This is a genomic window from Acrocarpospora pleiomorpha (genome assembly GCF_009687885.1).
Taxonomy (GTDB): domain Bacteria; phylum Actinomycetota; class Actinomycetes; order Streptosporangiales; family Streptosporangiaceae; genus Acrocarpospora; species Acrocarpospora pleiomorpha.
Genome location: NZ_BLAF01000039.1, coordinates 50,468 through 74,816 on the forward strand (window position 1 = coordinate 50,468; position 24,349 = coordinate 74,816).

General features: G+C 66.2%; 23 protein-coding genes. 10 read left to right on the forward strand and 13 right to left on the reverse strand.

Going from position 1 to position 24,349, the window contains the following annotated elements:
* The 5 genes from Aple_RS30155 to Aple_RS54795 form a co-directional block, all read right to left on the reverse strand.
* Window positions 1-658: lytic polysaccharide monooxygenase auxiliary activity family 9 protein (locus tag Aple_RS30155; RefSeq protein WP_246264875.1), on the reverse strand; the 658-nt coding region annotated here is incomplete at its 3' end.
* A gap of 174 nt (window positions 659-832) precedes the next feature.
* The gene (locus tag Aple_RS30160) at window positions 833-1,888 is read right to left on the reverse strand and encodes a glycoside hydrolase family 19 protein (protein ID WP_373869654.1); all 1,056 of its coding nucleotides are present in this window, start codon (window positions 1,886-1,888) and stop codon (window positions 833-835) included.
* Between the two features lie 249 nt (window positions 1,889-2,137).
* On the reverse strand, window positions 2,138-3,514 hold the full coding sequence (locus Aple_RS30165) for a ferredoxin reductase family protein (RefSeq protein ID WP_218038566.1): 1,377 nt from the start codon (window positions 3,512-3,514) through the stop codon (window positions 2,138-2,140).
* A complete protein-coding gene (locus Aple_RS30170) occupies window positions 3,511-4,056 on the reverse strand; it encodes a DUF305 domain-containing protein (protein WP_155348105.1) in 546 nt (181 codons plus the stop codon). The genes Aple_RS30165 and Aple_RS30170 overlap by 4 nt, the downstream gene beginning before the upstream one ends.
* 81 nt (window positions 4,057-4,137) lie before the next feature.
* Window positions 4,138-5,556 carry a DUF1996 domain-containing protein gene (locus Aple_RS54795; RefSeq protein ID WP_246264876.1) on the reverse strand — a complete coding sequence of 473 codons (1,419 nt, stop codon included), beginning with the start codon at window positions 5,554-5,556 and terminating at the stop codon, window positions 4,138-4,140.
* 198 nt (window positions 5,557-5,754) lie between these two features.
* Here Aple_RS54795 and Aple_RS30185 point away from each other — a divergent pair, with 198 nt between their 5' ends.
* Window positions 5,755-7,542: a sigma-70 family RNA polymerase sigma factor gene (locus Aple_RS30185; protein WP_155348106.1), complete on the forward strand. Its 1,788-nt coding sequence runs from the start codon at window positions 5,755-5,757 to the stop codon at window positions 7,540-7,542.
* Window positions 7,543-7,544: 2 nt separating this feature from the next.
* On the opposite strand, the gene Aple_RS30190 is transcribed toward Aple_RS30185, so the two are convergent.
* The 3 genes from Aple_RS30190 to Aple_RS30200 are packed head-to-tail and all read right to left on the reverse strand — an operon-like array spanning window position 7,545 to window position 9,485.
* Entirely contained in the window at window positions 7,545-7,901 is a 357-nt protein-coding gene (locus tag Aple_RS30190; RefSeq protein ID WP_155348107.1) for a hypothetical protein, read from the reverse strand.
* Between the two features lie 56 nt (window positions 7,902-7,957).
* Window positions 7,958-8,395 carry a DUF8820 family protein gene (locus Aple_RS30195; protein WP_155348108.1) on the reverse strand — a complete coding sequence of 146 codons (438 nt, stop codon included), beginning with the start codon at window positions 8,393-8,395 and terminating at the stop codon, window positions 7,958-7,960.
* 10 nt (window positions 8,396-8,405) lie between these two features.
* Window positions 8,406-9,485, reverse strand: coding sequence for a DUF6745 domain-containing protein (locus Aple_RS30200; RefSeq protein WP_155348109.1), 1,080 nt, complete (start codon window positions 9,483-9,485; stop codon window positions 8,406-8,408).
* Between the two features lie 230 nt (window positions 9,486-9,715).
* Here Aple_RS30200 and Aple_RS30205 point away from each other — a divergent pair, with 230 nt between their 5' ends.
* On the forward strand, window positions 9,716-10,696 hold the full coding sequence (locus Aple_RS30205) for an endonuclease/exonuclease/phosphatase family protein (protein WP_155348110.1): 981 nt from the start codon (window positions 9,716-9,718) through the stop codon (window positions 10,694-10,696).
* On the opposite strand, the gene Aple_RS30210 is transcribed toward Aple_RS30205, so the two are convergent.
* A complete protein-coding gene (locus Aple_RS30210; protein ID WP_155348111.1) occupies window positions 10,697-11,341 on the reverse strand; it encodes a YoaK family protein in 645 nt (214 codons plus the stop codon).
* Between the two features lie 41 nt (window positions 11,342-11,382).
* On the reverse strand, window positions 11,383-12,129 hold the full coding sequence (locus tag Aple_RS30215; protein WP_155348112.1) for a DUF427 domain-containing protein: 747 nt from the start codon (window positions 12,127-12,129) through the stop codon (window positions 11,383-11,385).
* Window positions 12,130-12,267: 138 nt separating this feature from the next.
* Between Aple_RS30215 and Aple_RS30220 the strand changes: the two genes are divergently transcribed.
* The 5 genes from Aple_RS30220 to Aple_RS30240 all read left to right on the forward strand — a co-directional run bounded on the left by Aple_RS30220 (window position 12,268) and on the right by Aple_RS30240 (window position 18,625).
* Window positions 12,268-12,867, forward strand: a complete 600-nt coding sequence (locus Aple_RS30220) for a pyridoxamine 5'-phosphate oxidase family protein (RefSeq protein WP_155348158.1) — start codon at window positions 12,268-12,270, stop codon at window positions 12,865-12,867.
* 223 nt (window positions 12,868-13,090) lie between these two features.
* Complete coding sequence (locus tag Aple_RS30225) at window positions 13,091-14,767, forward strand: NAD-dependent malic enzyme (RefSeq protein ID WP_155348113.1); 1,677 nt, start codon at window positions 13,091-13,093, stop codon at window positions 14,765-14,767.
* On the forward strand, window positions 14,764-16,203 hold the full coding sequence (fumC, locus tag Aple_RS30230; RefSeq protein WP_155348114.1) for a class II fumarate hydratase: 1,440 nt from the start codon (window positions 14,764-14,766) through the stop codon (window positions 16,201-16,203). Before Aple_RS30225 ends, fumC begins: the two co-directional genes overlap by 4 nt.
* A 41-nt stretch (window positions 16,204-16,244) precedes the next feature.
* Window positions 16,245-18,419, forward strand: coding sequence for a peptidase domain-containing ABC transporter (locus Aple_RS30235; protein ID WP_155348115.1), 2,175 nt, complete (start codon window positions 16,245-16,247; stop codon window positions 18,417-18,419).
* 35 nt (window positions 18,420-18,454) lie between these two features.
* The gene (locus Aple_RS30240) at window positions 18,455-18,625 is read left to right on the forward strand and encodes a hypothetical protein (protein WP_155348116.1); all 171 of its coding nucleotides are present in this window, start codon (window positions 18,455-18,457) and stop codon (window positions 18,623-18,625) included.
* Between the two features lie 190 nt (window positions 18,626-18,815).
* Here Aple_RS30240 and Aple_RS30245 read toward each other — a convergent pair whose 3' ends face one another.
* On the reverse strand, window positions 18,816-19,775 hold the full coding sequence (locus tag Aple_RS30245) for an alpha/beta hydrolase (RefSeq protein WP_155348117.1): 960 nt from the start codon (window positions 19,773-19,775) through the stop codon (window positions 18,816-18,818).
* A gap of 544 nt (window positions 19,776-20,319) precedes the next feature.
* Complete coding sequence (locus tag Aple_RS30250) at window positions 20,320-20,589, reverse strand: hypothetical protein (protein WP_155348118.1); 270 nt, start codon at window positions 20,587-20,589, stop codon at window positions 20,320-20,322.
* A 112-nt stretch (window positions 20,590-20,701) separates the two neighbouring features.
* On the opposite strand from Aple_RS30250, the gene Aple_RS30255 reads away from it, so the two are divergent.
* Complete coding sequence (locus tag Aple_RS30255) at window positions 20,702-21,175, forward strand: hypothetical protein (protein ID WP_155348119.1); 474 nt, start codon at window positions 20,702-20,704, stop codon at window positions 21,173-21,175.
* On the opposite strand, the gene Aple_RS30260 is transcribed toward Aple_RS30255, so the two are convergent.
* On the reverse strand, window positions 21,162-23,240 hold the full coding sequence (locus Aple_RS30260; RefSeq protein WP_155348120.1) for a DUF6571 family protein: 2,079 nt from the start codon (window positions 23,238-23,240) through the stop codon (window positions 21,162-21,164). The two genes, Aple_RS30255 and Aple_RS30260, sit on opposite strands and share 14 nt — an antisense overlap.
* 267 nt (window positions 23,241-23,507) lie before the next feature.
* On the opposite strand from Aple_RS30260, the gene Aple_RS30265 reads away from it, so the two are divergent.
* Complete coding sequence (locus Aple_RS30265) at window positions 23,508-23,867, forward strand: MmcQ/YjbR family DNA-binding protein (protein WP_155348121.1); 360 nt, start codon at window positions 23,508-23,510, stop codon at window positions 23,865-23,867.
* An 18-nt stretch (window positions 23,868-23,885) separates the two neighbouring features.
* Window positions 23,886-24,299 (forward strand): type II toxin-antitoxin system PemK/MazF family toxin, encoded by a 414-nt coding sequence (locus tag Aple_RS30270; RefSeq protein WP_218038567.1) that lies wholly within the window; start codon window positions 23,886-23,888, stop codon window positions 24,297-24,299.
* Window positions 24,300-24,349 lie beyond the last annotated feature (50 nt).

Consider the following 24,349-nt stretch of genomic DNA (forward strand, 5'->3'; position numbering starts at 1 on the left):
GGGTGGGGGTCGTGGGCGGGGTGGTGCCGCCACCGAAGTTCACGTCGGAGCAGGTGTAGAAGGCCTCGTTGCTGCCGACGACGCGCTGCCAGATGGAGTAGAGGATGTGGCGACCGGTCCGCTGCGGGATGTTGATCGTCCAGTTGGTGAACGTGGTCGGGTTCTGGTTGTTGAACGTCTGGATGTGGACCAGGTCCGACCAGTTCAACGGCATCGTCGGGTTCCACCCGGCGCGGGTGATGTAGAAGGAGAAGTTGCTGTTGGAGTGAGGTGCCGTGGCGTGGTAGGTGATGGTCCGCGGGCCGGCCGAGAACGAGGTCGCGGGCCAGTCGTTGCGGGCCAGGTCGAGGCCGCGGTACTTGTCGCGCCCGGCGCTGCACAGCTTGCCGTTGGGGATGAGCGCCTGGTGATTGCCTCCGGCCTCCAGCAGCGAGACCTCGTTCCAGTCGTAGAACGCCTGGGTGCCGGCGGCAGCGACGGCGGCCTTGCACGCGTTCGAGTCGGGGCTTTCCGGGCCTTCGTTCTTACACGTGTAGACGCGGCTCGGGGGGTTGGACATCGTGCCGTGGGCGTTTGCCGGGCTGGTCGGCAACACCACCAGGATCGTGCCGATCAGCAGACCGGCGGCGGCGGACGCCACCCTGTTTCGTAAGTACACCTGACTTTCCTCCTTGGGAGGTCTTCCGGGTACGCGGGCATTGGGGGGCCATGCCCGAGGACGAAGGTTCGCCTTTGCCGAGCGGGGTGACGCCGCCAGCTTCAGCTCTATTGAAAGGAAACCTTCCTAAGAATTAACTATCCATGAGCACTCGGGGGTGCGCAAGGGGAGAGTTCAGCAGCTCAGGTTGCTTCCGGGCGTCGTCCCGAGGATCTGGACGAAGCTCTGGTACTTGCTGACCCGGCTCTGCACCTGGGCGGGGTTGCGGCCGTCGCACTCCAGGCTGCCGTTGATGCTCCGGATGGTCTGCCCGAAGCCGGCGCCGTTGACCATCGCGTTGTGCCCGGTCATCGTGCCGGGTCCGCTCTGGGTGTTCCAGTACCAGAGCGCGGTCTTCCAGGCCACGGCGGCGTCGTTCTGCACCAGATACGGGTTGCCGAGCAGGTTGATGCCGAGCGCGTCACCGGCCGCCTTGTAGTTGAAGTTCCAGCTCAGCTGGATCGGGCCGCGCCCGTAGTAGGCGGCCTGCCCGGCCGGGCAGCCGTAGGGCTGGCTCGTGTCGCAGTAGTGCGGGTAGTTCGCGGTGTTCTGCTCGACGATGTGCACCAGGCCGCCGGTCTCGTGGCTCACGTTGGCCAGGAACGCGGCCGCTTCCTGCTTGCGGACCGTGTCACTGCCGGTCTTCGCGAACGCGGGGTACGCGCTGAGCGCGGCCACCAGACCGCTGTAGGTGTAGAACGAGTTCCGGCTCGGGAACATCTGGTTGAACTGGGCCTGCGACACGACGAAGCTACCCGACGGGGGCGGGGACGGCGGCGGGGTGGTGCCGCCACAGGTGTACGGGTCCCAGTACCAGGTGCTGATGATCGGGTCGTAGCCCGGGTTGTCGTGCTCGGCGATGTAGTACTGGCCGTTGGTGTAGCGGACGATGCTGCCGGCGGTGTACCAGGTGCCCGCCTGCCAGTTGGGGTGGTTACATCCGCTTGGGGGTGGGTTTGTGCCGCCGCCGCAGGCGCCCTGGTCGGCCCAGACGCCGGTGGTGCCGGGGGGCGCCTCGTTCTGGGTCCACCACTTGGCCTGGTAGTTGCGGCCGTTGCGGGAGGCCGTCATGCCGCCGGTGTACACCGCGCTCGCGCTCCACGGCGTCGCGCAGGCCGCGGCCGCGGCTGGGGAGGATGGCAGGATCGTCACCACTGCACCCGCCATCAGCAGGGCGGCGAACCACGCCATGATCCGTTGTCTTGTCACGTAATCACGCCTTTCCGGCGGTTGTCGCCGCGCGGGATCGCCTTGCGCAGGTCAAGGCGCAAGTCAAGTCGGAAATTTCATGCTTTGGCCAATCACCCAGGTGACGGGACCGGCAGATCGTGGCTGCCAGGGGCGATGGCCTGCGATTTCCGTACGTTAGCGGGCTTGACGTGTTTGTGACATTAAATGCGCCTCAAGTGGGGCTTAAGGAAACGTGAGTCAGGGTCTTGTTCAGAAGTCGAAGCATTCGAGATGGATGCGGCGGCTGGGCACTCCCGCACGTCGGAGGGCGTTTCTGGCGGCCATCGTCATGCCGGTCGGGCCGCAGATGTAGACGTCGTGCTCGGCGAGGCCGGGGATGAGGACGCGGAGCGCGCGGCCGGTCAGGGGGACTACGCGTGATTCGTCCAGGGTGTAGAGCACGGTTCCGCCGCGCCGGGCGGCGATCTCGTCGAGTTCGTCGCGCAGGACCAGGTCCTCGTCGCGGCGGGCCATGTAGACCAGGGTGACCTGTCCTGGCATGGTCTCGAAGAGCGTCCTCAGGGGACTTATCCCGACGCCGCCGCCGATCAGGAGGACCCGTTCGCCGCGTCGCCGCGCGGCCGTCAACCCGCCGTAGGGCCCTTCCGCGACGACCCGGGTTCCCGGGCGCAGCCGGGTCAGTGCCCGGCTGTGATCGCCGACGGCCTTGACGGTGATCCTGAGGTAGCGCGGATTGACGGGGGCCGACAGCGAGTACGGGTTCGCGGTCCACCACATTCCGGGCGCGAGAAACCGCCAGCGGAAGAACTGGCCGGGCTCCGCGCCCAGTTCGTTGAGGTACGCCCCGGACAGGTACACCGATATCACCGTGGGTGACTCCCACCGGATCTCGGTGATTCGCAGCCGGTGGCGGAGCGCACGGCGTACCGGACTGAGAAAGCGGAACCAGAGCAGCGCCGCGGCGACGCCGATGTAGAGGGCCAGCCAGAGCAGCCTGCCGAGGCCGCCGCCGGCGAAGTCGGGGCCGGTGAGCTGGTGAGTGAACGCCGCGAATACCGCTATGTAGGTGAAGAAATGCAGGTAATGCCAGATCTCGTAGCGCATCAGCCGCCTGATGCCGCGAGCCGACACCACGGCGACGCCGACCAGCAGGGCAAGGCCGATCGTGGCTTCCCAGACGCCCTCACCGTTTGCCAGCAGGTGGATCGTGCCCGCGTACAGACCGGATTCGACGCTGTGGGCGGCGATGACGAACATCATGTGGGCCACGGACAGGGTGATCGTCCAGCGTCCGCCCGTCGCGTGCCATCGGGCGAGCCGGTCGGTGCCGACGCCTCGATCGAGGCTCGGAATCCGGGCCATCAGGGCGAGCAGGATCGCGCACGCGTACCCGGCCAGCAGGCCCGAGAGCCGCCCAGCCCAGGCGAGCCAGTCGACCGCCCCCACGACGGACGAAAGGCTCGCCCAGCACCGGGCGGTCGCGGCGGCGGCTCCGACGCAGATCAGCACCAGCACGACGTCTGGATTCGCCTGCCTCGCGCGTGGCGGGGGCGTGCGGCGAGTCCGCTTCCCCGACGGCGTCGCGTGCTTGTTGTCGGAACCTGCTTCCCAGACCTGCCGGGTCACAGCCAGCCGTTCTTGGTGAGTTCGGCGAGCTCGTCAGTGCGGGCCTTCGCCATGGTCACGGCGAAGGCCTTGGTCTCCCGGTCGGCGCCGGAGGTCTGTTCGCCCTTCGCGACCAGGACCGATTGGCGGAGATAGTCGCTGACGTGCTCGGCGAACAGGCGGTCGAAGGTCGCGCCCGTGGTCTTGTTGACGATGAGGAGATCATCCGGAGTGACGATGCCCGGAAGGTCATGACCGTCGTGGATATCGGTCTCGGGCACCCCGGCCCTGCGCAGTAACTCGCGCAGCTGCGTCAGCTGCGCCGTGTGTTCGCCGTTCATCGTCGCCGCGAGCTGGATGACCTGCGCGTTCGAGGTGCGCTGCGGCGCTGAGCCGAGTAGCGCGAGCGCCTGCTCCGTCATCGGGATGAGCAGCTGCAACCAGGCGACATCGGTCGCGTTGAACGTGCTCGAAACGACTGGTTCGGCCGCCGCCGGTGGGTCGGGCTTGGCGCAGCCCGCCACCAGCACTGAGAGGATCACTGCGATGGCTGCCCGTCTCATCTCCGCCCCTGTCGGCTGATCGGCTTAATGACCGGCGGCGAGACCCGGCGGCGCCCGGGTCTCGCCGCACACGCGGACGGATCAAGCAGTTCCGTCCGGGCCACACTTGACCTTCGGCCGGATGCAGTCGCGGATACGCCGCTCCAGCTCGGCCTCGGGCCAGGCGTTGAAGAAGTCACCGTGCATGGTGTAGCCGGGTCCGGACGACAGCCGGAACGCGGACGGATCACCATTGATCGTGTACCGGAGGACCATGCGCAGCTTCGGCACCACGACGGGGTGCGTCGCCGGGCAGGCGTTACCGGACGGATAGGACATGTGGCTCTTGTGGTCGGCCGAGTCGAGGTCCTTGCCGTTCCAGCAGTGCGGGAAGTCCAGGTAGGTCTCCAGCTTGGTGCCGGCCGGGCAGGTCACGAAGTTCTTGGACGCGCCGACGTGCCCGGCGTGCAGGCAGGACCAGCGGGCGCTGCTCATGCCGTCGGCGGCGGTGGCCTTCGCGTTGCCCGCCACGACGCGCAGTCCCTGCGGGAATGAGCGGGTCTGGGCAGCCAGTTCCTCGCGTACGCCTTCGCCCAGGTAGTAGAAGGTGGCGCTGCTGGGTTCGACGGGGGTGTCGCCGTTGTAGAGGGTCGGGACCCAGTATGAGGAGAGGTCGACCTTGGGGTCACAGGTGCTGGAGCCCTTGAGCAGGCTGCCCAGGTTGGTGCTCGCGTTGGTGGTCTCGTTGCCCATAAAACTGTGCATGTGCGAGCCGCCTGGTAGGCCCGGCATCACGATCGGGTCGTCGGGGAGGCGGTGGGTGAACGGGCATTCGGCGACGAACTCGGCGACGCGCACGGCACCGGGCGGAACGGGGCCCTTGGGCAGGTCACCGGCCGGGGTGGTGGGAGTAGCGCTCGTCGCCGGCTTGGTCGGTGTCGGTGTCGGGTTGTTTGTCGGCTTTGTGGGGGTGGGTGTGGGGGTCGGCTTGGCGCTTGGGCTGGGGCTCGGGCTGGGGGTCGGGCTGGGGGTCGTCGTAGTTCCTGCGCCGAACACCTGGAACTCCCACAGCGAGACGCCCCACTGGGTCGCCCGCTTCGTGGCGTGAAGCCGTACATACCTGCCGCTAGTGGACACGTCCAGCGTCTGCACGCCGTTGATCCCCGCGGCCGACTTGAGTGTCTGCCACTCGCCGCTGCCGTTCGACACCTGGATCGTGTACGCGCTCGCGTAGGCTCGCTCCCAGTTGATCACGATCTTCTTGATCGGACGTACCGACCCGAGGTCCACCTGGAGCCACTGCGGGTCGCTGAACTTGCTGGACCAGCGGGTGTTTGTCCTGCCGTCCACAGCGGCCGAGGGCGAGAGATCGCCGCGCTCGGCCGAGGATGCCGCGACCAGGCGCTGCTGCGAGAGCGGCACTTCGGCCGCGCCGGCCGGGCCGCTGACCCCGTTCACCAGGCAGGCGCCGAGGACGGCCCCCAGCGCGAGGCGGGAAACTCTGGTACTGGTCTCACTCATTACGGATGAGGTCCTTTGCGGGCGGGACTTACGGGATGAGGAGGGGGAGCAGGGGCTGGCGGGATGAGGCCTTCGCCCCTTGTACTGGGAGACCCTCCCGGGACCGCCGGACAACACAAATTCCGAAAAATTGTTATCTGGGCCGGTTGGGGGGCGTCTCCGGTAGTAGGAGCAGGGATGTGAGGAGAGCGGGGGCCGATGGCGAGTCAAGTCAGGAGCGGGCCGGACACGGCGCTGGTGGCCGCCGCCCGGAACGGGGACCAGCGCGCGCTCGACGCCCTGGTCGCCGACTCGCTCCCGCTCCTCTACAACATCGTCGGCCGCGCTCTGAACGGGCACACGGATGTGGACGATGTCGTCCAAGAGACCCTGATCCGGGTCGTACGCGGACTCCCTGGGCTTCGTGACCTTTCCGCCTACCGGTCCTGGCTGGTGGCGATCGCCGTACGCCAGGTTCGCGATCATGAGCAGGATCGGCGGTCGGAGAACCACCGCACGGCCGACCTTGACACCGCGACGGAAATGCCGGACCCGGCCTCCGATTTCGCGATGGTCACGATCCTCCGTCTGGGCCTGACCGACCAGCGCCGCGAGGTCGCCGAAGCCACCCGGTGGCTCGACAATGACGACCGCGCTCTGCTCGCCCTCTGGTGGCTGGAGGAAACCGGCGAACTTGGGCGAGCCGACCTGGCCGGAGCGTTGGGCCTGTCCCCGCGTCATGCCGCTGTGCGGGTGCAGCGCATGAAGGAGCAAGTGCAAACGGCTCACATGGTCGTACGGGCTTTGCAGAACGCGGCGACGTGCCCCGAACTTCGCTCGATGACCTGGGATTGGGACGGCATCCCGACGCCGCTCTGGCGCAAACGTTTCTCACGACATATCCGCGAATGCCCCAACTGCACGCCTCATACCCGGGGCTTGATCCCGCTGGACCGCCTGCTGTCCGGCCTGCCGCTCATCCCGATTCCGGTGGGTTTCGCGCTGCTTGTGCAGCCACCGCCGATCGAGATCACCACGGTCGCTTTTAGCCCCGCGGGGCGAGCCGCGGTCGCGGCGGGTGCTGGGGTCACCACCATCGCGATAGCCACTCTGGTGATCACCCAGCTGATGCCCGCGCCGCCGGAAAGACCGCCCGCACAAGCGGCCCCCATCACCACGTCGGCCGCGCCGGTGGTGTCGAAATCCCCTCGCCCGTCGCCGACGCTTGACCGAGTCGCCGCGTCCATCCCGCCGGAACAGCCGACAGCGGCCTCGTTGAAGAAGGGCGTGGCCGTCTGGAACGCGCCCAACGTCAGCCAGGCCCTGGCCAAATCGCAAGCCCGCTGGTATTACACCTGGGCCAGCCACACCAACGGCATCACGACCCCGAAGAACACCCAGTTCATTCCGATGATCAGGGCCGCGGAGAACGTCAACGCCGAAGCCCTGGCCCAAGCCAAGAACGCGGGCCCCTACCTGTTGAGTTTCAATGAGCCGGACCTGCCCGCCCAGGCGAACATGACGGTGGACGAAGCCCTGTCGCACTGGCCCAAACTTATGAAAGCCGGCCGCATCCTCGGCAGCCCCGGTGTCGCGTTCGGCGGCGACACCCCCGGCAGCTGGCTCGACCGCTTCATGACCGGCGCCCGCGCCCGAAACTACCGCGTCGATTTCATCACCTTGCACTGGTACGGCTCCGACTTCCGCACCCAGCCCGCGGTATCCCACCTGAAGTCCTACCTGGCCGCCGTGTACAAACGCTACGGCAAGCCGATCTGGCTGACGGAATACGCCTTGATCGACTTCAGCAACGGCACCACCTACGCCTCCAGCACCCAACAGGCCGCCTTCCTCACCGCCTCCACCAAAATGCTGTCCACCCTCCCCTACGTCCACCGCTACGCCTGGTTCGGCCTCCCCGCCACAACCGGAAAACCCAACAGCGGCCTGTTCCGCGAAGACGGCTCCGCCACAGAATCCGGCCAGGCTTTCCAGGAGGCCCAGTAACCTCAGACCACTTCCCGGAGGGCCATGTCGATTTCGCCCGGGCGAGGCTGCCAGTCGCGGCGGGGCAGATAGGCCACCCGCCAGAGGATGGTGGGCGCGAAGATAAACGGCCCGTAGACCGGGATCAAATACATGAGCCCGTCCCTGGCCCGATAGGAGACCAGTCTCGCCAGCGCACCCAGGATGATCGCCGGAGTCCAGCCCACGACCAGGCCGACCAGGTCTTCCACCACATATCCGTGCTGGGCCAAGGCCGGAATATCGTGGACCCGGGCACTGAGATAAGAGGAAACCCCGCAACAGGAGATCCACAGGGCGATGGTCGCGATAGTGCGAAGAATCCGCGTCACCACACTCATGAGGACCCCCTTTGGGCCACATACTAAATGCCCACGTTTCGGCCCGTCTGCAGAGATCAGTCCTTGACCAGGCGGATTCTGCGGCCTCCGTGCTCGCGTTGCCGCCGCACCACGTAGGTGCCCGGCGCGCACCCGGAGGCGCCATGCTCAGGGTGCAGCAGATAGGCGACGGCCGAGGTCTCGAAAACGGCGATGGCGAGCGATTGGTAGTCCCACATTTTCGTCGTCCACCGGCACGTGCCCGGATCGGCGAAAAGCGTGTGCGGATTACCGCCGGCCCCGCCGCGAAGCAGTACCAAGCCCTGCGGGCGCACGTCCCTCCAGGTCGCGTCTTCCGGGATGGTCACCGTCGACTCGACAAAGGAGAGCGGGATGACGATGAGGTCGCCCTGGGCTTGGAGTCCGTCGATGACGGGGATCGATGCGGACCGTTCGAGATGGTCGAGCACGGTCATTCCCGTTCGGCGGGAAAGCGAAGCGAGGGTGTCGGTCATGGGAATCACCTCAGGTTCGGCGGGCGAGCTGGGAGTATTGCTCGGCGGACAGCCCATAGGTCCAGCCGGCGGCCGTGATCGGATCGGGGAGGTATCCCGGCACGGTCAAGCCGTACTGGCGGCGGGTTCCGTCGCGTTCGACGGAACCGTTGATCGCGAGTAGGACTCTGGTGTCTTTTCGCATGTCGTAGAGGCGGAGTTCGGTTCCCGGGTTTCCCGGGTCCGGCGCTGAGGCGATGAGCCAGAGCCGGGCCTGTTCGATGTAGGACGGCCAGCCGATGCGCTCGATCGCGCAGCGCCGGACCTCGATATTGGTTTCCCGGTCGATTCGCTGAACATCCGGATCCGTGATCACCCAGGAGGGCACCTGTATTCCGTGCCAGGCGTGGACGTCGAACCCGTCGGTGTAGCGGATCGCGGGGCCGTCTGGCGCGTGTAGCCGTACTTCGCCGTTTCCGCCCCACACTTCCGTACGCATGGTGACCGGCCGGTCGGAGACGACGCATATGTCGCGCTGTGGCCACCACCAGCCGCAGGAGCGGGCCGCGATCGCCCACAATTCGAGTTGCCTGGACTGCTCGGTGGCGAAAACGACGCCCGCCGCCCTGCGGAGGGCGTCGTAGTGCGCGATCCAGGAAACGCACTGGGTGTTATACCAGCGGGACCAGTTGGTTCCCGCATCGTGCGCCAGGACAATCGGAATGAACACCGACCGTTCGGCGGATCGCGAAAGTGACGTGCGGACCCTTGTCTTGATCAGCTCGTCCATCGGCCCATGACCCCATCGGACCTGGGCGTCGAGTTGCAGCCAAAGCCGCTGGACCAGCTCGTTCAATCGTGCGGGCAGGGGCCATTTCGACAGGTGGTCGAGGCCTTTCCACGAGCGTGGGCGTGTCCCCGGCGGAACGGTGGCCATGGCGGCGGCCGGCGAGGTGACCCAATGGAACCGGGGTGGCGGGAATCCGGCCAGGTGATACAGCCCGGAGATTGCCTCTTCTGCGGTTCGACGGTCGGCGGGCAGCGTCGACAACGCCCAGCCCAGCCATTCTTCACGGATTTCAGCAGCTTCCCGCTGCACGAGGCAGCTCACCGGACGGAGGTGACGTCGTCCTTTCCAACAGTCATGCCTGAATGGTCACAGATCGACGCCTCGCCTGTCTACCCCCAGACCACCGGACATCCGTGGCGACGTCTTGATCACGCGATTACGGAACTTTAGCCAACCACCTCCGCTTAACCGCTTTCATGCTGCCATATAGTCCGAATTAGTGCCTCTGGAAGCCGCCAGAGGTCACGCTCGGCCGCAGAAGGTAATAATTCATGACTACGATCCGGATATCGACCTTCAACGTCGAGAATCTCGATGAAACGCCGCCCGGTGCGAACCCTTCCATTTCCGAGCGCATCGTGTTGATGAAGCCGCAGATCAAGCGACTCAAAGCTGATATCGCTCTTTTTCAGGAAGTTCATGGTCAGGAGCGGCCAGGGCAACCACGCGCCTTGCTGGCCCTGCAGGATCTGATTGCGGGGACCAATCTCGCGGGCGCGACCCTGGTCAGCACGAAGCCTTCCGATAACGCGGTCTACGACGTGCGTAATCTGGTGGTCGCCACCCATCTGCCGATCATCTCCCATCGGCAGCTTCACAACGATCTGGTCGACAAGCCCACGTACCGGCGGCTTACCGCGATCCCGCCGGACCCGAATCCCATCGAGATCGGAGTGGAGCGGCCGATCCTGCACGTCCAGATCAACCTGGACAGCCGGCCGCTGCACGTGATCAATGTTCATCTGAAATCAAAGATTCCCACGGATATCCCAGGCCAGATGCTGGACACCTACACCTGGCGAGCCGCTGACGCATGGGCGGAAGGCTCGTTCATTTCGTCGATGAAACGTATGAGCCAGGCCCTTGAAGTGCGGCGTCTGGTGGACCAGATCCTGACCGCCGACGCGGACGCCTGGATCGTCGTAGGCGGTGATTTCAACGCGACGCCAGACGAGATTCCCGTCCTGGCCATTCGCGGCGCGGTCGAGGACACCGGAAACGGCGACCTGTCCAACCGCATTCTTGTCCCCATCGAACATTCGATTCCGGCGCCCTCCCGATACACCCTCTATCATCAGGGCCACGGCCAGATGCTCGACCACATGCTGGTGACCAGGAATCTCCTCGCCCACTACCGCGGTTCGGAAATCCACAACGAGGTCCTGCACGACGAGTCGGCCGCGTTCGGCACCGACCGCAAGTATCCAGAAAGCGACCACGCTCCGGTGGTGGCCACTTTCGAATTCGAATAGTCACTTCGGTACGGTGAAACACCCGACCAGCGTGGTCATCACGGCCACGGGAATGGTGGCGAGCACCAGGGTCCACGCGATTTCATGGGTATGAAACAGCCAGGCTCCAACCGTCACCCCGCACACGAGCGCCACCACCGACGCCGCGAGACGCCCGGTGTGCGGGTCATGTCCGCCAACGATCGGAGAGCCGATGATCATGGAGGTGACGGTGGTCGTCATCACCGTGGTATTGGTCAGATCGGCCACTCCGAGGTGACGAGTGGTGACATTTCGCATCCCCATCGCCAGGGCGAGAATCACAATCAGCGCGTACCTCGAAATAGGCATAAAGGCCACCCCACTGGCCAAAGCCAGAAGCGACGCCTCAGCGATCAGGGCCACCAGCAGCCAGTGACGACCGATACGCCCGAGAAGCCCTCCCCCCACCACCCCCGCCACGTACGCCCCGACGGCGACCAGCGGTGGCCCCACCTCGAACCCCGACGCGCCGCCGAGCGCCAGTCCGAGCATGACGATGTTCCCGGTCATCGCCGACGTGAACACCTGCCCGAGCCCCAGAAAGCTGACCGCGTCGACCAGCCCGCTCACCACGGTGAGGGTCAAGATCGCAGGCGGCAGCAGATCACGCCCGCCGACATCCATCTTGATCAGATTCCCGGCCGGCGCTCAGCTGTACCTTCCCGTCAATCCCCGGCGCGTTTGCTGAACACGGTGACCGGACGTTCCTCCCGCTCGCCGTCGACGATGATGTCGACGACCTCGTTGTAGAACGAGAGATAGTCCTTGATCTGCGCGACAGCGGGAATCGGGTCGGGATAGGCCCACGCCACATCATTGGGCACACCCTCGACGGGCTCCCGCATCGACCAATACGAGGCCTCGCCCTTGTACGGGCAGCGCGTGTGGCTCTCGGTCGCCACCAGCAGATCGAAGTTCACGTCCTTGGGCGGAATGTAGTAGCGGGTGGGCAATCCGGTTTCGAAGACCAACACCGGCTCCCAAGTGTCGGCGACGATCTGGCCGCCGATCTCGACCCGTACATGCCGGGAACTCCGGATCGCGTCGACGCGTTTGTGCGGGTCACGAGGGTGCACGAAAATCTCCTCATCCTCTTCAAGCCACCGGTCAAGCAGAAACCATTCGAACGCGATATGCCCGGGCAGCTTCGGATAGATGTAGGCCGCGTTCGGCGTGACATCCCCGTCCATGACCAGGTCGTAGAACTCGGTGGCGCCTTCATGCGGCCCGCTCGGCGGATTCGCCGCCGGCCGCAGCAGATCACCGCGCACATCGCCGACCGGAAACGCGTAGCGCGGAACGGGATACGCCGACTCCCACACCAGCAGCGGCGCCCGGCTGTCCACGACCACGGTCTCGCCTTTGTAGCCGCGCACCCAGCGCCGGCTCGTCTCCCAGGTGAACCCCTGCATCTCTCCACAGTAATCACGCCGGATCAACGGACCTTATCCTGGGCCCGGAAACCACACTCCCAAGAAGATCGAGGGCCCCTGGTGAGCAGTCAGCACGCGCCCGGCTTGGGCGTCACCGACCGCACGCGGATCCGCCGCATGAAAGAGAAAGGCCGCACCGACCGTGCGGACCTGAATGCCGTGCTGGCCGCCGGTTTCGTCTGCCACCTGGGGCTGAGCGTGGATGGCACGGTCATGGTGATCCCCACCATTTACGGCGTGACCGAGGACACGGTGTATTTCCACGGTTCGGTGGCCGCCCGAAGCCTGCTCGCGGCTCCCGACCAGACGATGTGCGTCACCGTCACCCACGTCGACGGCCTGGTTCTCGCACGTTCGGTCTTCGAACACAGCGTCAACTACCGCTCCGCCATGATCTACGGCATCCCCCGCCTGATCACCGACGAGGACGAGAAACTCCACGGCCTGCGCGTAGTGACCGAGCAGTGCGCGCCGGGCCAATGGGACTACGCCCGCCGCCCAAGCCGCAAGGAACTGGGCGGGACAAGCATCCTGGCGCTCTCCCTCGACGAAGCCTCCGTCAAGATCCGCACAGGACCCCCGGACGACGGCGACAGCCCCGACGCCGAACTCGGCCTCTGGGCCGGCGTGCTGCCGTTGACCACGTCCTGGGGAGCCCCCATCGCCGATCCCGCCCTTCCCTCCGGCATCACCGCGCCCCCACACCTCATGCGCTAATTCGACGCGGAAACGTCCTTTCCGCACGCCCATGAGGTCGCCACGCGGGCATCCTCCGCGAATCCATCGACGGCGCCAAGACCATGGGGTGACCGCAAACGGAGCTTTGTTGGGGCTTTGTTGCCTGCGAATCGGGGCCGGGGGCAGGGTGGAAGACAGCGCGAAACCTCTGATCACCTTGGGTTGAGTGAATTCTCCACCAAGAGAAAGTCAGGAGACGGCGATGCACAAGCGGTCCTTCGAAGGCGGTCTCGCGGTCCTGGACAATCCCCTGCTCAACAAGGACACGGCCTTCAGCCACGAAGAGCGGGCGGAACTCGGTCTGGACGGGCTGATCCCCCCGGTGGTCGAGACACTCGACGAGCAGGTGGCCCGGGCGTACGGACAATATCTGGCGCAGCCCACCGACCTGCTGAAGAACGTCTACCTGACCGCTTTGCAGGACCGCAACGAAGTGCTCTTCTACCGCCTGCTCACCGACCACCTGCGGGAAATGCTCCCCATCGTGTACGACCCCACGGTCGCCCAGGCCATCAAGAACTACAGCCACGAATACCGCCGCCCCCGAGGCGTCTACCTGTCCATCGACGACGTGCACGGCATCGAGCAGGCCTTCCGCAATTTCGGCCTGGATTCCGAGGACGTGGATCTGATCGTCGCGTCCGACGCCGAGGAAATCCTGGGCATCGGCGACTGGGGCGTGGGCGGCGGAGCCGGCATCGCCGTCGGCAAACTGGCCGTCTACACCGCCGCCGCCGGAATCGACCCCGGCCGCGTCATTCCCGTCGCCCTGGACGTCGGCACCAACAACGAGGCTTTGCTCAACGACCCCTTCTACGTCGGCGAACGGCATTCGCGGATCCGAGGGCAGCGTTACGACGACTTCATCGACGCGTACGTCTCGACCGCCACCCGCCTTTTCCCGAACGCGATGCTCCACTGGGAGGATTTCGGCCCGTCCAACGGCCGCCGCATCCTGGAGAAGTACACGCCGCGGATCCCCACGTTCAACGACGACATGCAGGGCACCGGCGCGATCGTCCTGGCGGCCATGCTGGGCGCGACCCGCGTCTCCGGCGTGCCGATGCGGGCGCAGCGCATCGTCATCTTCGGATCCGGCACGGCGGGCATCGGCATCGCCGACCAGCTGTGCGACGCGATGGTCCGCGACGGCCTGGACCACCACACGGCTATGCGCCGGATCTGGGCGATCGACCAGCAGGGCCTGCTCACCGATGACATGTCGGCCCTGCGCGACTTCCAGGTCCCCTACGCCCGGCCGCTGTCCGAGGTCACCGACTGGAACCGGGAGCAAGGCCGCATCGGGCTCGGGGAGGTCGTCAAGCGCGTCAAGCCGACCATGCTCCTGGGCACCTCCACCGTCCACGGCGCCTTCACCGAGGAGATCATCCGGACCATGGCCGCCAGCGTGGACCGGCCGATCGTCTTCCCGATCTCCAACCCGACCGACCGGATGGAGGCCGTGCCGGACGACCTCCTCCACTGGACCGAGGGCCGGGCCCTGATCGCGACCGGAATCCCGGTAAGCCCGATCACGTACCACGGTGTCACCTATGTCATCGGCCAGGCCAACAACGCCCTGCTGTACCCGGGGTTGGGGCTTGGCGCGGTCGTGTCGCGGGCGCGGCGGGTCAGCAAGGACATGCTGCACGCCGCCGCCGGCGCCGTCGCCGGGCTGGTGGACGTGACGGCTCCCGGCGCGTCGCTGCTGCCCCAGGTGGAGAACCTCCGCGAGGTCTCGGCCACGGTGGCCGTCGCGGTGGCCCAGCAGGCGGCCGCGGAGAACCTGGCCCGCGTCTCCCTCGACGACCCCGTCCAGCAGGTTCAGGACGCGATGTGGCAGCCGGAATACCGGCCGATCCACGGAGAATCAGGATGAACAGGATCAAGGATCTGCCGATCGGGCTGCAGGCTTCCGGCACCCGGACCGAGAGCGACTCGCTCGGGGAGATCCAGGTGCCGGCCGACCACTACTGGGGCGCGCAGACCCAGCGGTCGCTGATCCACTTCAACATCGGCGACGACCGGATGCCCAAGGCCGTCTACCACGCGTACGGCTTCATCAAGAAGACCGCGGCGATCGTGAACGGGCGCGCCGGACGACTGCCCCAGTGGAAGGCCGACCTGATCAGCCGGGTCGCCGACGAGGTCATCAGCGGCGCTCTGGACAGCGAGTTCCCGCTGTACGTCTGGCAGACCGGTTCCGGCACGCAGTCGAACATGAACGTCAACGAGGTGATCTCCAACCGGGCGATCCAGCTGCTCGGCGGGCGGCTGGGCAGCAAGCATCCCGTACATCCGAACGATCACGTGAACATGGGGCAGTCGTCCAACGACACGTTCGTCACCGCCATGCACATCGCCGCGACGATGGCGCTCGAACGTGACGTGCTCCCGGCGCTGGCCCGGCTGCGGGACGCCACTGCGGCTAGGAGCAAGGAATGGGAGAACACCGTCAAGATCGGCCGTACCCACCTGGAAGACGCGACTCCGCTCACGGTCGGCCAGGAGTGGTCAGGCTACGCGGCCCAGCTCGATGACGCCTCCGATCACCTCAAACACACCCTCACCTGGCTTTACCGCCTGGCCATCGGCGGCACCGCGGTCGGAACCGGGCTGAACGCGCCACCGGATTTCAGCCGCGAGGTCACCGCGCTCCTCGCCGACCTCACCGGATTCCCGTTCGTCGGCGCGCCCAACACGTTCGCCGCCCAAGCCTCCTGCGACGCGCTGGTGCGCGTCTCGACCGCGCTGCGCGCCCTGGCGGTGTCCCTGTTCAAGTTCGCCAACGACATGCGCTGGCTCGGGTCGGGTCCCCGGACGGGACTGCACGAGCTGATCCTGCCGTCCAACGAGCCGGGTTCCTCGATCATGCCGGGAAAGGTGAATCCGACCCAGGCGGAAGCCATGCTGATGGTCGCCATCCAAGTGATCGGAAACGACGACGCGGTCACCATGGCCGGCGCGGAGGGCAACTTCGAACTCAACGCGTTCCGGCCGATCATCATCAACAACGTCCTGCACTCGGCCCGCCTGCTGTCCGACATGATGGACCACTTCCGCAGATACCTTGTCGAAGGCGCCCAGCTCAACACGTCCAAGCTGAAGGACAACGTGGACCATTCGATCATGATGGTGACCGCGCTCAGCCCCGTCATCGGCTACGACAAAGCCGCTCTGATCGCACACCGCGCACTCAACGAGAACCTCACCCTCCGGGACGCCGCTCTGAAATCCGGCGTCACCGCGGCCTTGTACGACCATGTCGTCAACCCCGAACGCCTCACCAGACCAGGCGTGGCCACAATCAACTGACGCCCAAGTGGCCGCCAAGCCCCGGCTGCGACGATCCCGCGATGAGCACACGAGCACCCATTCGGCTGCAGAGTGGGCTGGCCGAATGCGGTGCCGCCTGCCTGGCCACCGTGTTGAGCTACCACAAACGGCACAGCAGCGTACGCGAGGTCAGCGAGCGCTGCGGGGTCGGCAGGGACGGCATGTCCGCGCTGGCGATCGTCCGAGCCGCCCGGGAGTACGGCCTGCGCGCCACCGCGTTCTCCGCAAAACCCACCCAACTTGCCGGTGCTCCCCTCCCGGCGATCGCGCACTGGCAGTCCAACCATTTCGTCGTGATCGAGCAGTACGGCTCCCGCGGCGTCCACCTCATCGACCCCGCCGTAGGCAGGCGAAAGCTCACTCTCGACGAGTTCGGGGCGGGCTTCAGCGGGGTCCTGTTAACCTTCGCGCCCGACGATCAGTTCCAGCGTCGGCGCAGGCCACGCAGGGGTTGGCTGCGGGCTCTCGCCGCGACCGCCCTGCTCCGGCAGCGCGGGCTGCTGGCCCAGATCCTGCTGGCGTCGCTGCTGCTGCAGGGCGTCGGGCTGCTGGTCCAGAGCTTCGCCCAAGTGCTGATCGACGCCGTGCTGCCCACCCGGGGCGATGAGCTGCTCGGCATGCTCGGCGTGGGGTTGGCGCTGGCCGGGGTGCTCCACGTGCTGCTCAGTTACCTGCGCTCGGCCACGCTGCTGAGTCTGCGGCTGCGGGTGGACCGGTTGTTGACCGCGCAGGTGGTGGGGCACCTGTTCAGCTTGCCGTACCGCTATTTCCTGCAGCGCGGCGCCGGGGATCTCGCGCAGCGCAGCGCGAGTGTGAGCCGGTTGCGGCAGTTGCTGTCGGGGCCGGTCACCACGGCGCTGCTGGACGGGCCGCTGGCCGTGGGGTACCTGACGATCGTCCTGGTCAAGGCGCCGCCGCTGGGCTTCTGCCTGCTCGGTCTGGCCACTGTCCAGGGTGCGCTGCTCCTGCTGACCCGGCGACGGCGGTCGGATCTGAACCAGGCTTCGCTCAGCGCCCAGGTGCAGACGCAGGGCCAGCTGATCGAGGCGATCAAGGGGGTGGAGACGCTGAAGGCCGGCGGCGCCGAGGGCGCGGCGCTCGGCCGCTGGTCACGGCTGTTCGCCGAGCAGCTCAGGGCCGATGGGCGGCTGGGGATCACGGAGAATGTGGTCACCTCCGTGCTGGAGAGCATGCGGCTGCTGGCCCCGGCGATCCTGCTGTGGGTCGGCGGCTGGCAGGTGCTCGGAGGCAGGGCGGGGCTGGGCGCCACCCTCACTCTTTGCGCGCTCGCCGCGGCCGCGCTCGGGCCGATCACCTCGCTGCTGGCGTGCGCCAGGACGCTGCAGGAGGCGGCCGCCCATGTCGAACGGCTGGCCGACATCCTGGAATCCGAACCTGAGCCGAAGGGTCGGATCCAACCGCGCGACCTGCGCGGACAGATCCAGCTCGCGGATGTTTCCTACCGGCACGACCCGCGCGCGCCGTGGACGCTCCAGCAGATCACGGTGCACATCCGGCCCGGCGAGAAGATCGCGCTGGTGGGCCGGACCGGGTCGGGCAAGAGCACGCTGGCCCGGCTCATGCTCGGCCTCCACGAGCCCACCCTTGGCACGATCAGCTACGACGGAATCTCGCTCGACACCCTGCACCGGGGCGCGCTGCGCCGGCATTTCGGCGTCGTCACGCAGGAGCCGCACCTGTTCAGCGGGACTATCCGCGAGAACATCGCGCTGACCCGTCCTGAGGCGTCCCTGGCGGAGGTCGTGGAGGCGGCCCGGCTGGCGTGCGTCCATGACGACATTCAGGCCATGCCGCTCGGTTACGACACGCACCTGTCGGAGGGTATGGGCCTGTCCGGCGGGCAGCGGCAGCGGCTGGCGCTGGCCCGCGCGCTGCTCGGGCGTCCCAGGGTTCTGCTGCTCGACGAGGCGACCAGCCATCTGGACACCGTCACCGAGGCCCAGATCGAACAACATCTGTCGTTGCTGTCGCAGACCCGCATCATCATCGCGCATCGGCTCAGCACGGTACGGGACGCCGACCAGATCTTCGTGATCGAGGACGGGCGGATCGCCGAGCACGGACGCCATGCGGATCTGATGGCCCTCGGCGGGCACTACTCGGGACTTGTGGCCGGACAGGAAAACACACCTAGTGATCGCCAAGAGTTTCCCAAGTGGAGTCTGCGACCTTAGTTGTGCACATTCCAACAGGAAAGGGTTCAACGAAAATGAACAGCTTCGAGATGACCGCTCACCAGCTCGACGACAGCGACCTCGCCGCCGTCAACGGCGGTCTTCCCGCGAACTACGACTGGATTACGACTGGCGCGACGCCGTCATCGAAGCCCTGCCGTAAATCATTGGGGGTCGTCCGCTACGGGCGACCCCCCACGGAATGATATGGGGGGACGCCTTAGTAGTGCGGGTCGTCTTGCTTGACAAGAAGATCCGCAGCCATGGGAAGAAGCGCAATATCGCGGGGTTTCACGGCGGCCTCATTCGAAGCTTGCAACACCTGGGCGGCTGAGCCTTCATTTTCGCTGCCGTGCCACCGAGCGGGATGCGACGACGTACATGCCGGGCCTTTATTCAGGCGGCCAGCGCCTCCAGCAACATAGGTAGTGAGCGTTCCAATGCTCGGCTCCAGTAGGGCCAGGTGTGCGTGCCCGGGCCGTAGAAGTCGGTGGTGACGTCCAGGCCGCTCTGCTTCGCGCGTTCGACGAACGTCTTCGCCTCGCTGAGGAGGAAACTTTCACTGCTGTCGTCGCCCGTGCCGTCCGGATCCAAGGGGCCCGGCGAGCCGTCCCCGCAGGAGACGTAGAGCCGTATCCCTTTCAGGCGGTCGGTGAGGTTGGCCGGGTTGTGGTCGTCCCAGACGGGGGTGGAGGGGTCGAGACCCCAGAGCTTGGCGGGATCCTCGCCGTTGTTTCTGGTGATGTCCAGGATCGCGTCCGACTGGGCCTGGCTGTCGAGGACGCCGGAGTAGGACGCGGCGGCCAGGAACATGCCGGGATTGCGCGCGGCGTAGCCCATCGCGCCGAGTCCGCCCATGGACAGGCCCGCGATCGCCCTTTTGTCGCCCGCGCCGAAGTCGCGTTCGAGGATGGCGCGCAGTTCCTTGAGGTGGAAGGTCTCCCACTTCGGGCCGTCGAGCCAGTCGGAATACCAGCTGGTGGGGCCGCCCTCGGGAATCACGATCAGTGCCCGAGCTCCGGCGGTCATCTGGGCGGTTTTGTCGTCTTCCAGCCATCCCCCGGATCTCGACGACTGGCAACATCCGTGGAGCAGGTAGAGCACCGGCCATGGCCCTGAGCCGGCGGCCCAGCCCGGCGGGAGCAGTACGGTGACTTTGGCCTGCCTGCCGAGGGCGGCCGACTGCACGGTGAGGACGCGGGTTCGCTGGTCCGGGCTGTCGACCTGCACGGCCGCGTCGGCGGACGGCTGGGCGGGATCGGCTGGGACCGGATCCGACTGGGGCCACCAAGACAGAGCCACCGCGACGGCGGCCACGGCCACGAGCGCGACTGCCCAGAGCCATCTGCGGGTCATGAGATCATCCTCACTTGTACGGCCTCCGCTGTGCCAGCGGAATGATGGCACAAAGTGGACATTCTGCACATCATGTGGATTGTCGCGGGATCACGCTTGTGTGTTCTGGTGGTGGCGGAAAATTAGATGGGCTACTCTTTCTGGTCATCGAGATCGCCGCGCCTCCAGGTAGGGTTGACCACAGATTTGACTCTGTGTTAGGATGCGTTTCTGGTGGTCTGGGATGCCTGCCCCAAGGGCGGTTGCATTGACCCCGGCACTCTCTCCGCAAACCTTTCAATGGGATACGCAAAGTTCTCTAGAGAACTTTGCGCAAGTCCGTGAAAACTTGCAAAGAGCTTTCCGGCGCCCGACATGTTCTCGCAGGTAGACGGCCTCAGCGGTTTCACACAGATGACAAAGGCCCGGGCGGCGGCGTGGCGGGCATAGGTTTACGCCGACGACGGAGCTCGCGCAGGGTCCAGCCGTAGCCCCTGGTGACGATGCGGCCGGGCATAGGTTTCACGCCGACGACGAAGCTCTAGTGGCGGTGCGGCGGGCGTATTCACCACGCGGTCGAGGACCGCACCACCCTCTCGGGCGTGGCCCGCAGCTCGTTCTCCAGTTCCTCGATGATCCGCTGGGTAAGCGACCGCAGCCGCGTTCTGCGCCCGGCCAGCTCCGCGATGAAGTCCCGCGCGACCGGGCCCACCCACACCCCCTTACCGGTGAATGCCGCATGTGCCGGGTCCAAGGCCGCCTCCAGCCGAACTGCGTACACGCGGACCTTCGCCAGTGCGTGCAGCAATTCCTCTCGACGAGGATTGAGTGCCATATCCTGTGGTTCGGGGGCCATACTTTTCCCCTTGCTCCTTGGAACGGCTTGCGCGGTCTCCCGGACGATATGAGATGGTGCGCTCAGACGGCCTCTCTTTGGAGGATATCCAATGCCCCGTTCCAACCGAAGCCTTCCGCTGCGGCTCGGCGCGACACTCCTGGCGGCCGTTCTGGTCGCGGTGATCGCCGTGGCCGTGATCAGCGACGGCGGTGAGAAGGAACCGACGGTGGCCGAGGCGGGTGAGACGCTCAAGGCACACGTCCTGAAGCTTTTCGATGAGTTAAGGGCCCGGAACATCCAGGTCATAGACCCTGGAGGTAGGGACATTCCCTGCGAGGACGGCAAAGCCAAGCGCACCTTCGCCGCCACCGGTCTGGATATCAGTCCGGAGCGGATGCCCGACATCCTGAACAACATCATGATAGGTGCTATGGGCCGGGTCGCCGACTACAACATCACCGACACCTCGGGCGCGGCCGTCCGCATGGAGAACGAGCCCGCGAAGACCGTCATCCTGCTGAATTCCACTAAGAACGGCCAGTACTCCGCCCAGGGTGAGACCCAGTGCCTCAGTCGGTCGTGAGCTCCGTGTCCCCATAAATCTTTCCGCGGTCATAGGCGGTACCATGACCGCCGATATAGTTATCGGCCTGCTGTGCGGTCAACTCTCCCAGAGAAAGCGGATTGCCTTTCCCCAGGCCATTGTCAACCGCCCATTGGTCGAAAGCCTGTATCCCCTCAGTGCCCCGCTGGAGGATTTCGTCGAAGGGGCGAAGGTTGCCGTTCGCGTCGGCGATGATGCCGGCTGGGGGCGTCTGGGGGGCGAACCCCTGCTTCATGAGGAGCAGAGCCATCTCGTGGCGGCGTCCCAAGTTCACCGTATCGGCTGATTCCCGGAGTTCCTCGGCCTTCTCCGCCGACTCCCGGCCGTAGGTGTAGTACGCGGAGACCCCGGTGGACAACGCGGTCCACGTCACCGGGATAGCGGTGAAAGGACTGACCAGCCCGAGAACCGCCAGGCTAGCTCCCGCGACGAAGCTCTCAGCCTTCTCGGCATTCTCGGCGTCCTCATCTTCGGGCTTGAGCACGCGCACGGCCGCCGCCAACTCAGTACCCCGGACATTGCCCATAGCCTTGAACAAGCTGTCCAGCGAAGCAGAATCCCCGCTCTCCTTCACCGCGTTCAACGCCTGGGGAAGAGCCCTCTGGAGAAACTCATCCATGCCCACGCCGAACCGGAACCGCGCTTCGGCGTTACCGGCGAATGTGGTCATGAAGCGGAAGGTGTCCTCGGGGCTCAGCCGGAAGGAGCCGCGCACCCCCGGGGTCGGTGTCCACTCAAACCAGCCGGGAGCGACCTGCATGGCGCTGTCCTTGGCCAGGTCGGCGTCATTGAGGTTGGCGCCCAGGGTGATCTCCGTGGTGTAAGAGGCCGCGATCTCCGCCAGATGAATCCGGGTCGCGTCGTTCAACCGCCACTCGTCCGCCCCGGTCATCACGGTGTAGGCGAAGACGGCCGCTTGCGGGCTGTGCTTGCCGTCCTGCTCGTCGTAGGCGCCGGAGGCGGCCGCCAGCAGCCTCCCGAAGGCCTTCGACTGCTCCGCAGACTCTTTGGTCCGCTCGTTGAGCCCTTTGAGGAAGGCGGCCAAGCCGGGCTGGGCGACGGCGGGGTCGGGGGGTTGGCCGAAGAGGGGTGACAGGTCATAGGCCGGCAGGGGCAGGCCGGGCCTGGACGGGACCGCCGAGGTGATCGCCAGGCGGGCCGCAGCGGGATTGTCGGCCAGCGCGTTCAGCAACCCCGCCGATGGCACACCGCTGACGAGCGTGGGCGCGACGCGTTCGGCCAGCCACACATCCGGGTAGTCGCCGTGGCTGAGCAGCGTGGTGAGCATCTCCATGCCCTCGTCGTCCCCGATCTCCACCTCCTCCACGGCCTTGACCGCCGCGGCGAACCCGGGCACCTGCGCCCCACCGCTGACCGCGGTCGCGAAGGCCAGCGCGGCCACCCGCTCGGCGTCCTGCGGCTCATGCCCGCGCATACGCCGCAACGCCGGCACGATCCGGCGCATCCCATCCCGGCCGAGCGCGGCGAAGAACGCGGCAGTGAAAACCGGGTCACCCTGATGCGCCTTCAACTCCGCGAACACCGCGGCCAGCCTCTCCGTGGCGTACGGCCCGGTGAAACGGAACTCATCCGGATCGATGGCGGCCAACCGCTCGCCCAGCTCCCCGCCCAGCCGCCGCGCCTGGGCCGGGGGCAGCAGCGCATCCTCCCGATAGGGCCGCAGACCCGAATCGAACGCTGCGGTGACCGCCGACACTGCGGCGGCCACGGCGGTCGCGGGAGTGGCGACGCCAGGCGCGGGCGCGGGGATGTCGGGCACCGGAGCGGTGATGGCCGCCAACCGCTGCCGCAACCGGGGAACCTGCTGCTCGACCCAGCCGCCGATCTCCCGGATCGGCGCCAGCCCCGCCGCCGGCAGATCAACCGAAGCCAGCTCCCGGCGAATGTTCTCCACCTGCTCGGAGATGACCTGACCGGCCCGCTCCATCTCGGTGATGAACCCATCCATCAGCACCGGATCGATCCCGGCGTACTCGGGCGAGAGCGGCCCGGTCCCCGGTGGTACAGAGGGACTCTCTGTCATGCCCCCATCATCAGCGACCGGAACCGAGACGCGAAGGTTCAGCACCAGATTGGCCTGGAACCGTCAAACCCCACGATGGTACGGCGCTGCTTCATCGCCATTCGCGCTCCGCCCAGCCCTCAACGCTGATCGAACATAGTCGCCGTAGTCGAAACGGTCTGCGAAGTGCGCGGAATCTGCCAGCGTTCAGCCCATAGCGGCTCGTGGGGCTCGCGAAAGTACGCTTGCGGCAGCAGCAGCGGAAACGATGGGCCGCGGGAGGCGTACATGATCGATGGCGATGTGGTGGCGCGGGTGCGTAAGTTGTGTATGGCGCTACCGGAGGTGGTTGAGAAGCCGTTTGGCGGGCATACAGCGCCCTCGTTTCGGGTTCGGGAGAAGCTGTTTCTGATGACCAGCGAGGATGGGCTGACCTTGATGTTCAAGGGCGGGCCCGGGGTGCAGGAGGCCCTGGTGGGGTCCGATCCGGAGCGGTTCTTCGTGCCTGCGTATGTGGGCTCGAAGGGCTGGGTTGGGGCTCGGCTGGATGTCGAGCAGGACTGGGATGAGATCGATGAGTTGGTCAGGGACAGTTATCGGCTGATCGCGCCCAAGCGGTTGGGCGCGCTCGTGGACCAGGGGCAGTAGGCGGAGTTGGTTTCGTTGATGCGCGGTGAGGTCTGGTGGGTGCTTCTCGATGAGAGGCGTCCGGTGGTGCTTTTGTCGGGAGGGGAGGCGTCGGAGTTTCGGGCGATGCAGATCGTTGCCCCTGCGACCATCGACGAGAAGCGCGGGTTTCTGGTCTTGACGGGGGAAGAGGCGCTGGATCCCGATGTGATGCGCGATCTCCCGTCCGTGGGCACTGACGTCCGGGCCGTGGGCGTGGAGGTCGGGATCGGTATTCGTGAGGGGCTTCCGTACGAAGGTGTCGTGCGTGTTGCACTTCCTCAGGACGGGCACCTGTTCTGCACGTGGCTGATCACCCTGACCGGGGATTACTTGACCGAGCAGGCTGGGGTTCTGTCGTCTGCGAAACTCCAGCAGCTCGATCATGCCCTTCGGCTGGCCGGCATCGAATAGCACTAGGCGGTTGCGCTCTACGGCGAAACCGCCATAAGTTTTTTACCGGT

Coding starts and splice junctions, on each gene's coding strand:
- Aple_RS30220 (WP_155348158.1), top strand. CDS start 12,268: ATGAAAGAGAAAGGCCGCACCGACCGTGCGGACCTGAATGCCGTGCTG.
- Aple_RS54795 (WP_246264876.1), bottom strand. CDS start 5,556: ATGAGTGAGACCAGTACCAGAGTTTCCCGCCTCGCGCTGGGGGCCGTC.
- Aple_RS30255 (WP_155348119.1), top strand. CDS start 20,702: ATGCCCCGTTCCAACCGAAGCCTTCCGCTGCGGCTCGGCGCGACACTC.
- Aple_RS30240 (WP_155348116.1), top strand. CDS start 18,455: ATGAACAGCTTCGAGATGACCGCTCACCAGCTCGACGACAGCGACCTC.
- fumC (WP_155348114.1), top strand. CDS start 14,764: ATGAACAGGATCAAGGATCTGCCGATCGGGCTGCAGGCTTCCGGCACC.
- Aple_RS30190 (WP_155348107.1), bottom strand. CDS start 7,901: ATGAGTGTGGTGACGCGGATTCTTCGCACTATCGCGACCATCGCCCTG.
- Aple_RS30270 (WP_218038567.1), top strand. CDS start 23,886: ATGCGCGGTGAGGTCTGGTGGGTGCTTCTCGATGAGAGGCGTCCGGTG.
- Aple_RS30265 (WP_155348121.1), top strand. CDS start 23,508: ATGATCGATGGCGATGTGGTGGCGCGGGTGCGTAAGTTGTGTATGGCG.
- Aple_RS30215 (WP_155348112.1), bottom strand. CDS start 12,129: ATGCAGGGGTTCACCTGGGAGACGAGCCGGCGCTGGGTGCGCGGCTAC.
- Aple_RS30210 (WP_155348111.1), bottom strand. CDS start 11,341: ATGGATGTCGGCGGGCGTGATCTGCTGCCGCCTGCGATCTTGACCCTC.
- Aple_RS30225 (WP_155348113.1), top strand. CDS start 13,091: ATGCACAAGCGGTCCTTCGAAGGCGGTCTCGCGGTCCTGGACAATCCC.
- Aple_RS30235 (WP_155348115.1), top strand. CDS start 16,245: ATGAGCACACGAGCACCCATTCGGCTGCAGAGTGGGCTGGCCGAATGC.
- Aple_RS30195 (WP_155348108.1), bottom strand. CDS start 8,395: ATGACCGACACCCTCGCTTCGCTTTCCCGCCGAACGGGAATGACCGTG.
- Aple_RS30250 (WP_155348118.1), bottom strand. CDS start 20,589: ATGGCACTCAATCCTCGTCGAGAGGAATTGCTGCACGCACTGGCGAAG.
- Aple_RS30160 (WP_373869654.1), bottom strand. CDS start 1,888: ATGGCGTGGTTCGCCGCCCTGCTGATGGCGGGTGCAGTGGTGACGATC.
- Aple_RS30170 (WP_155348105.1), bottom strand. CDS start 4,056: ATGAGACGGGCAGCCATCGCAGTGATCCTCTCAGTGCTGGTGGCGGGC.
- Aple_RS30205 (WP_155348110.1), top strand. CDS start 9,716: ATGACTACGATCCGGATATCGACCTTCAACGTCGAGAATCTCGATGAA.
- Aple_RS30185 (WP_155348106.1), top strand. CDS start 5,755: ATGGCGAGTCAAGTCAGGAGCGGGCCGGACACGGCGCTGGTGGCCGCC.
- Aple_RS30260 (WP_155348120.1), bottom strand. CDS start 23,240: ATGACAGAGAGTCCCTCTGTACCACCGGGGACCGGGCCGCTCTCGCCC.
- Aple_RS30245 (WP_155348117.1), bottom strand. CDS start 19,775: ATGACCCGCAGATGGCTCTGGGCAGTCGCGCTCGTGGCCGTGGCCGCC.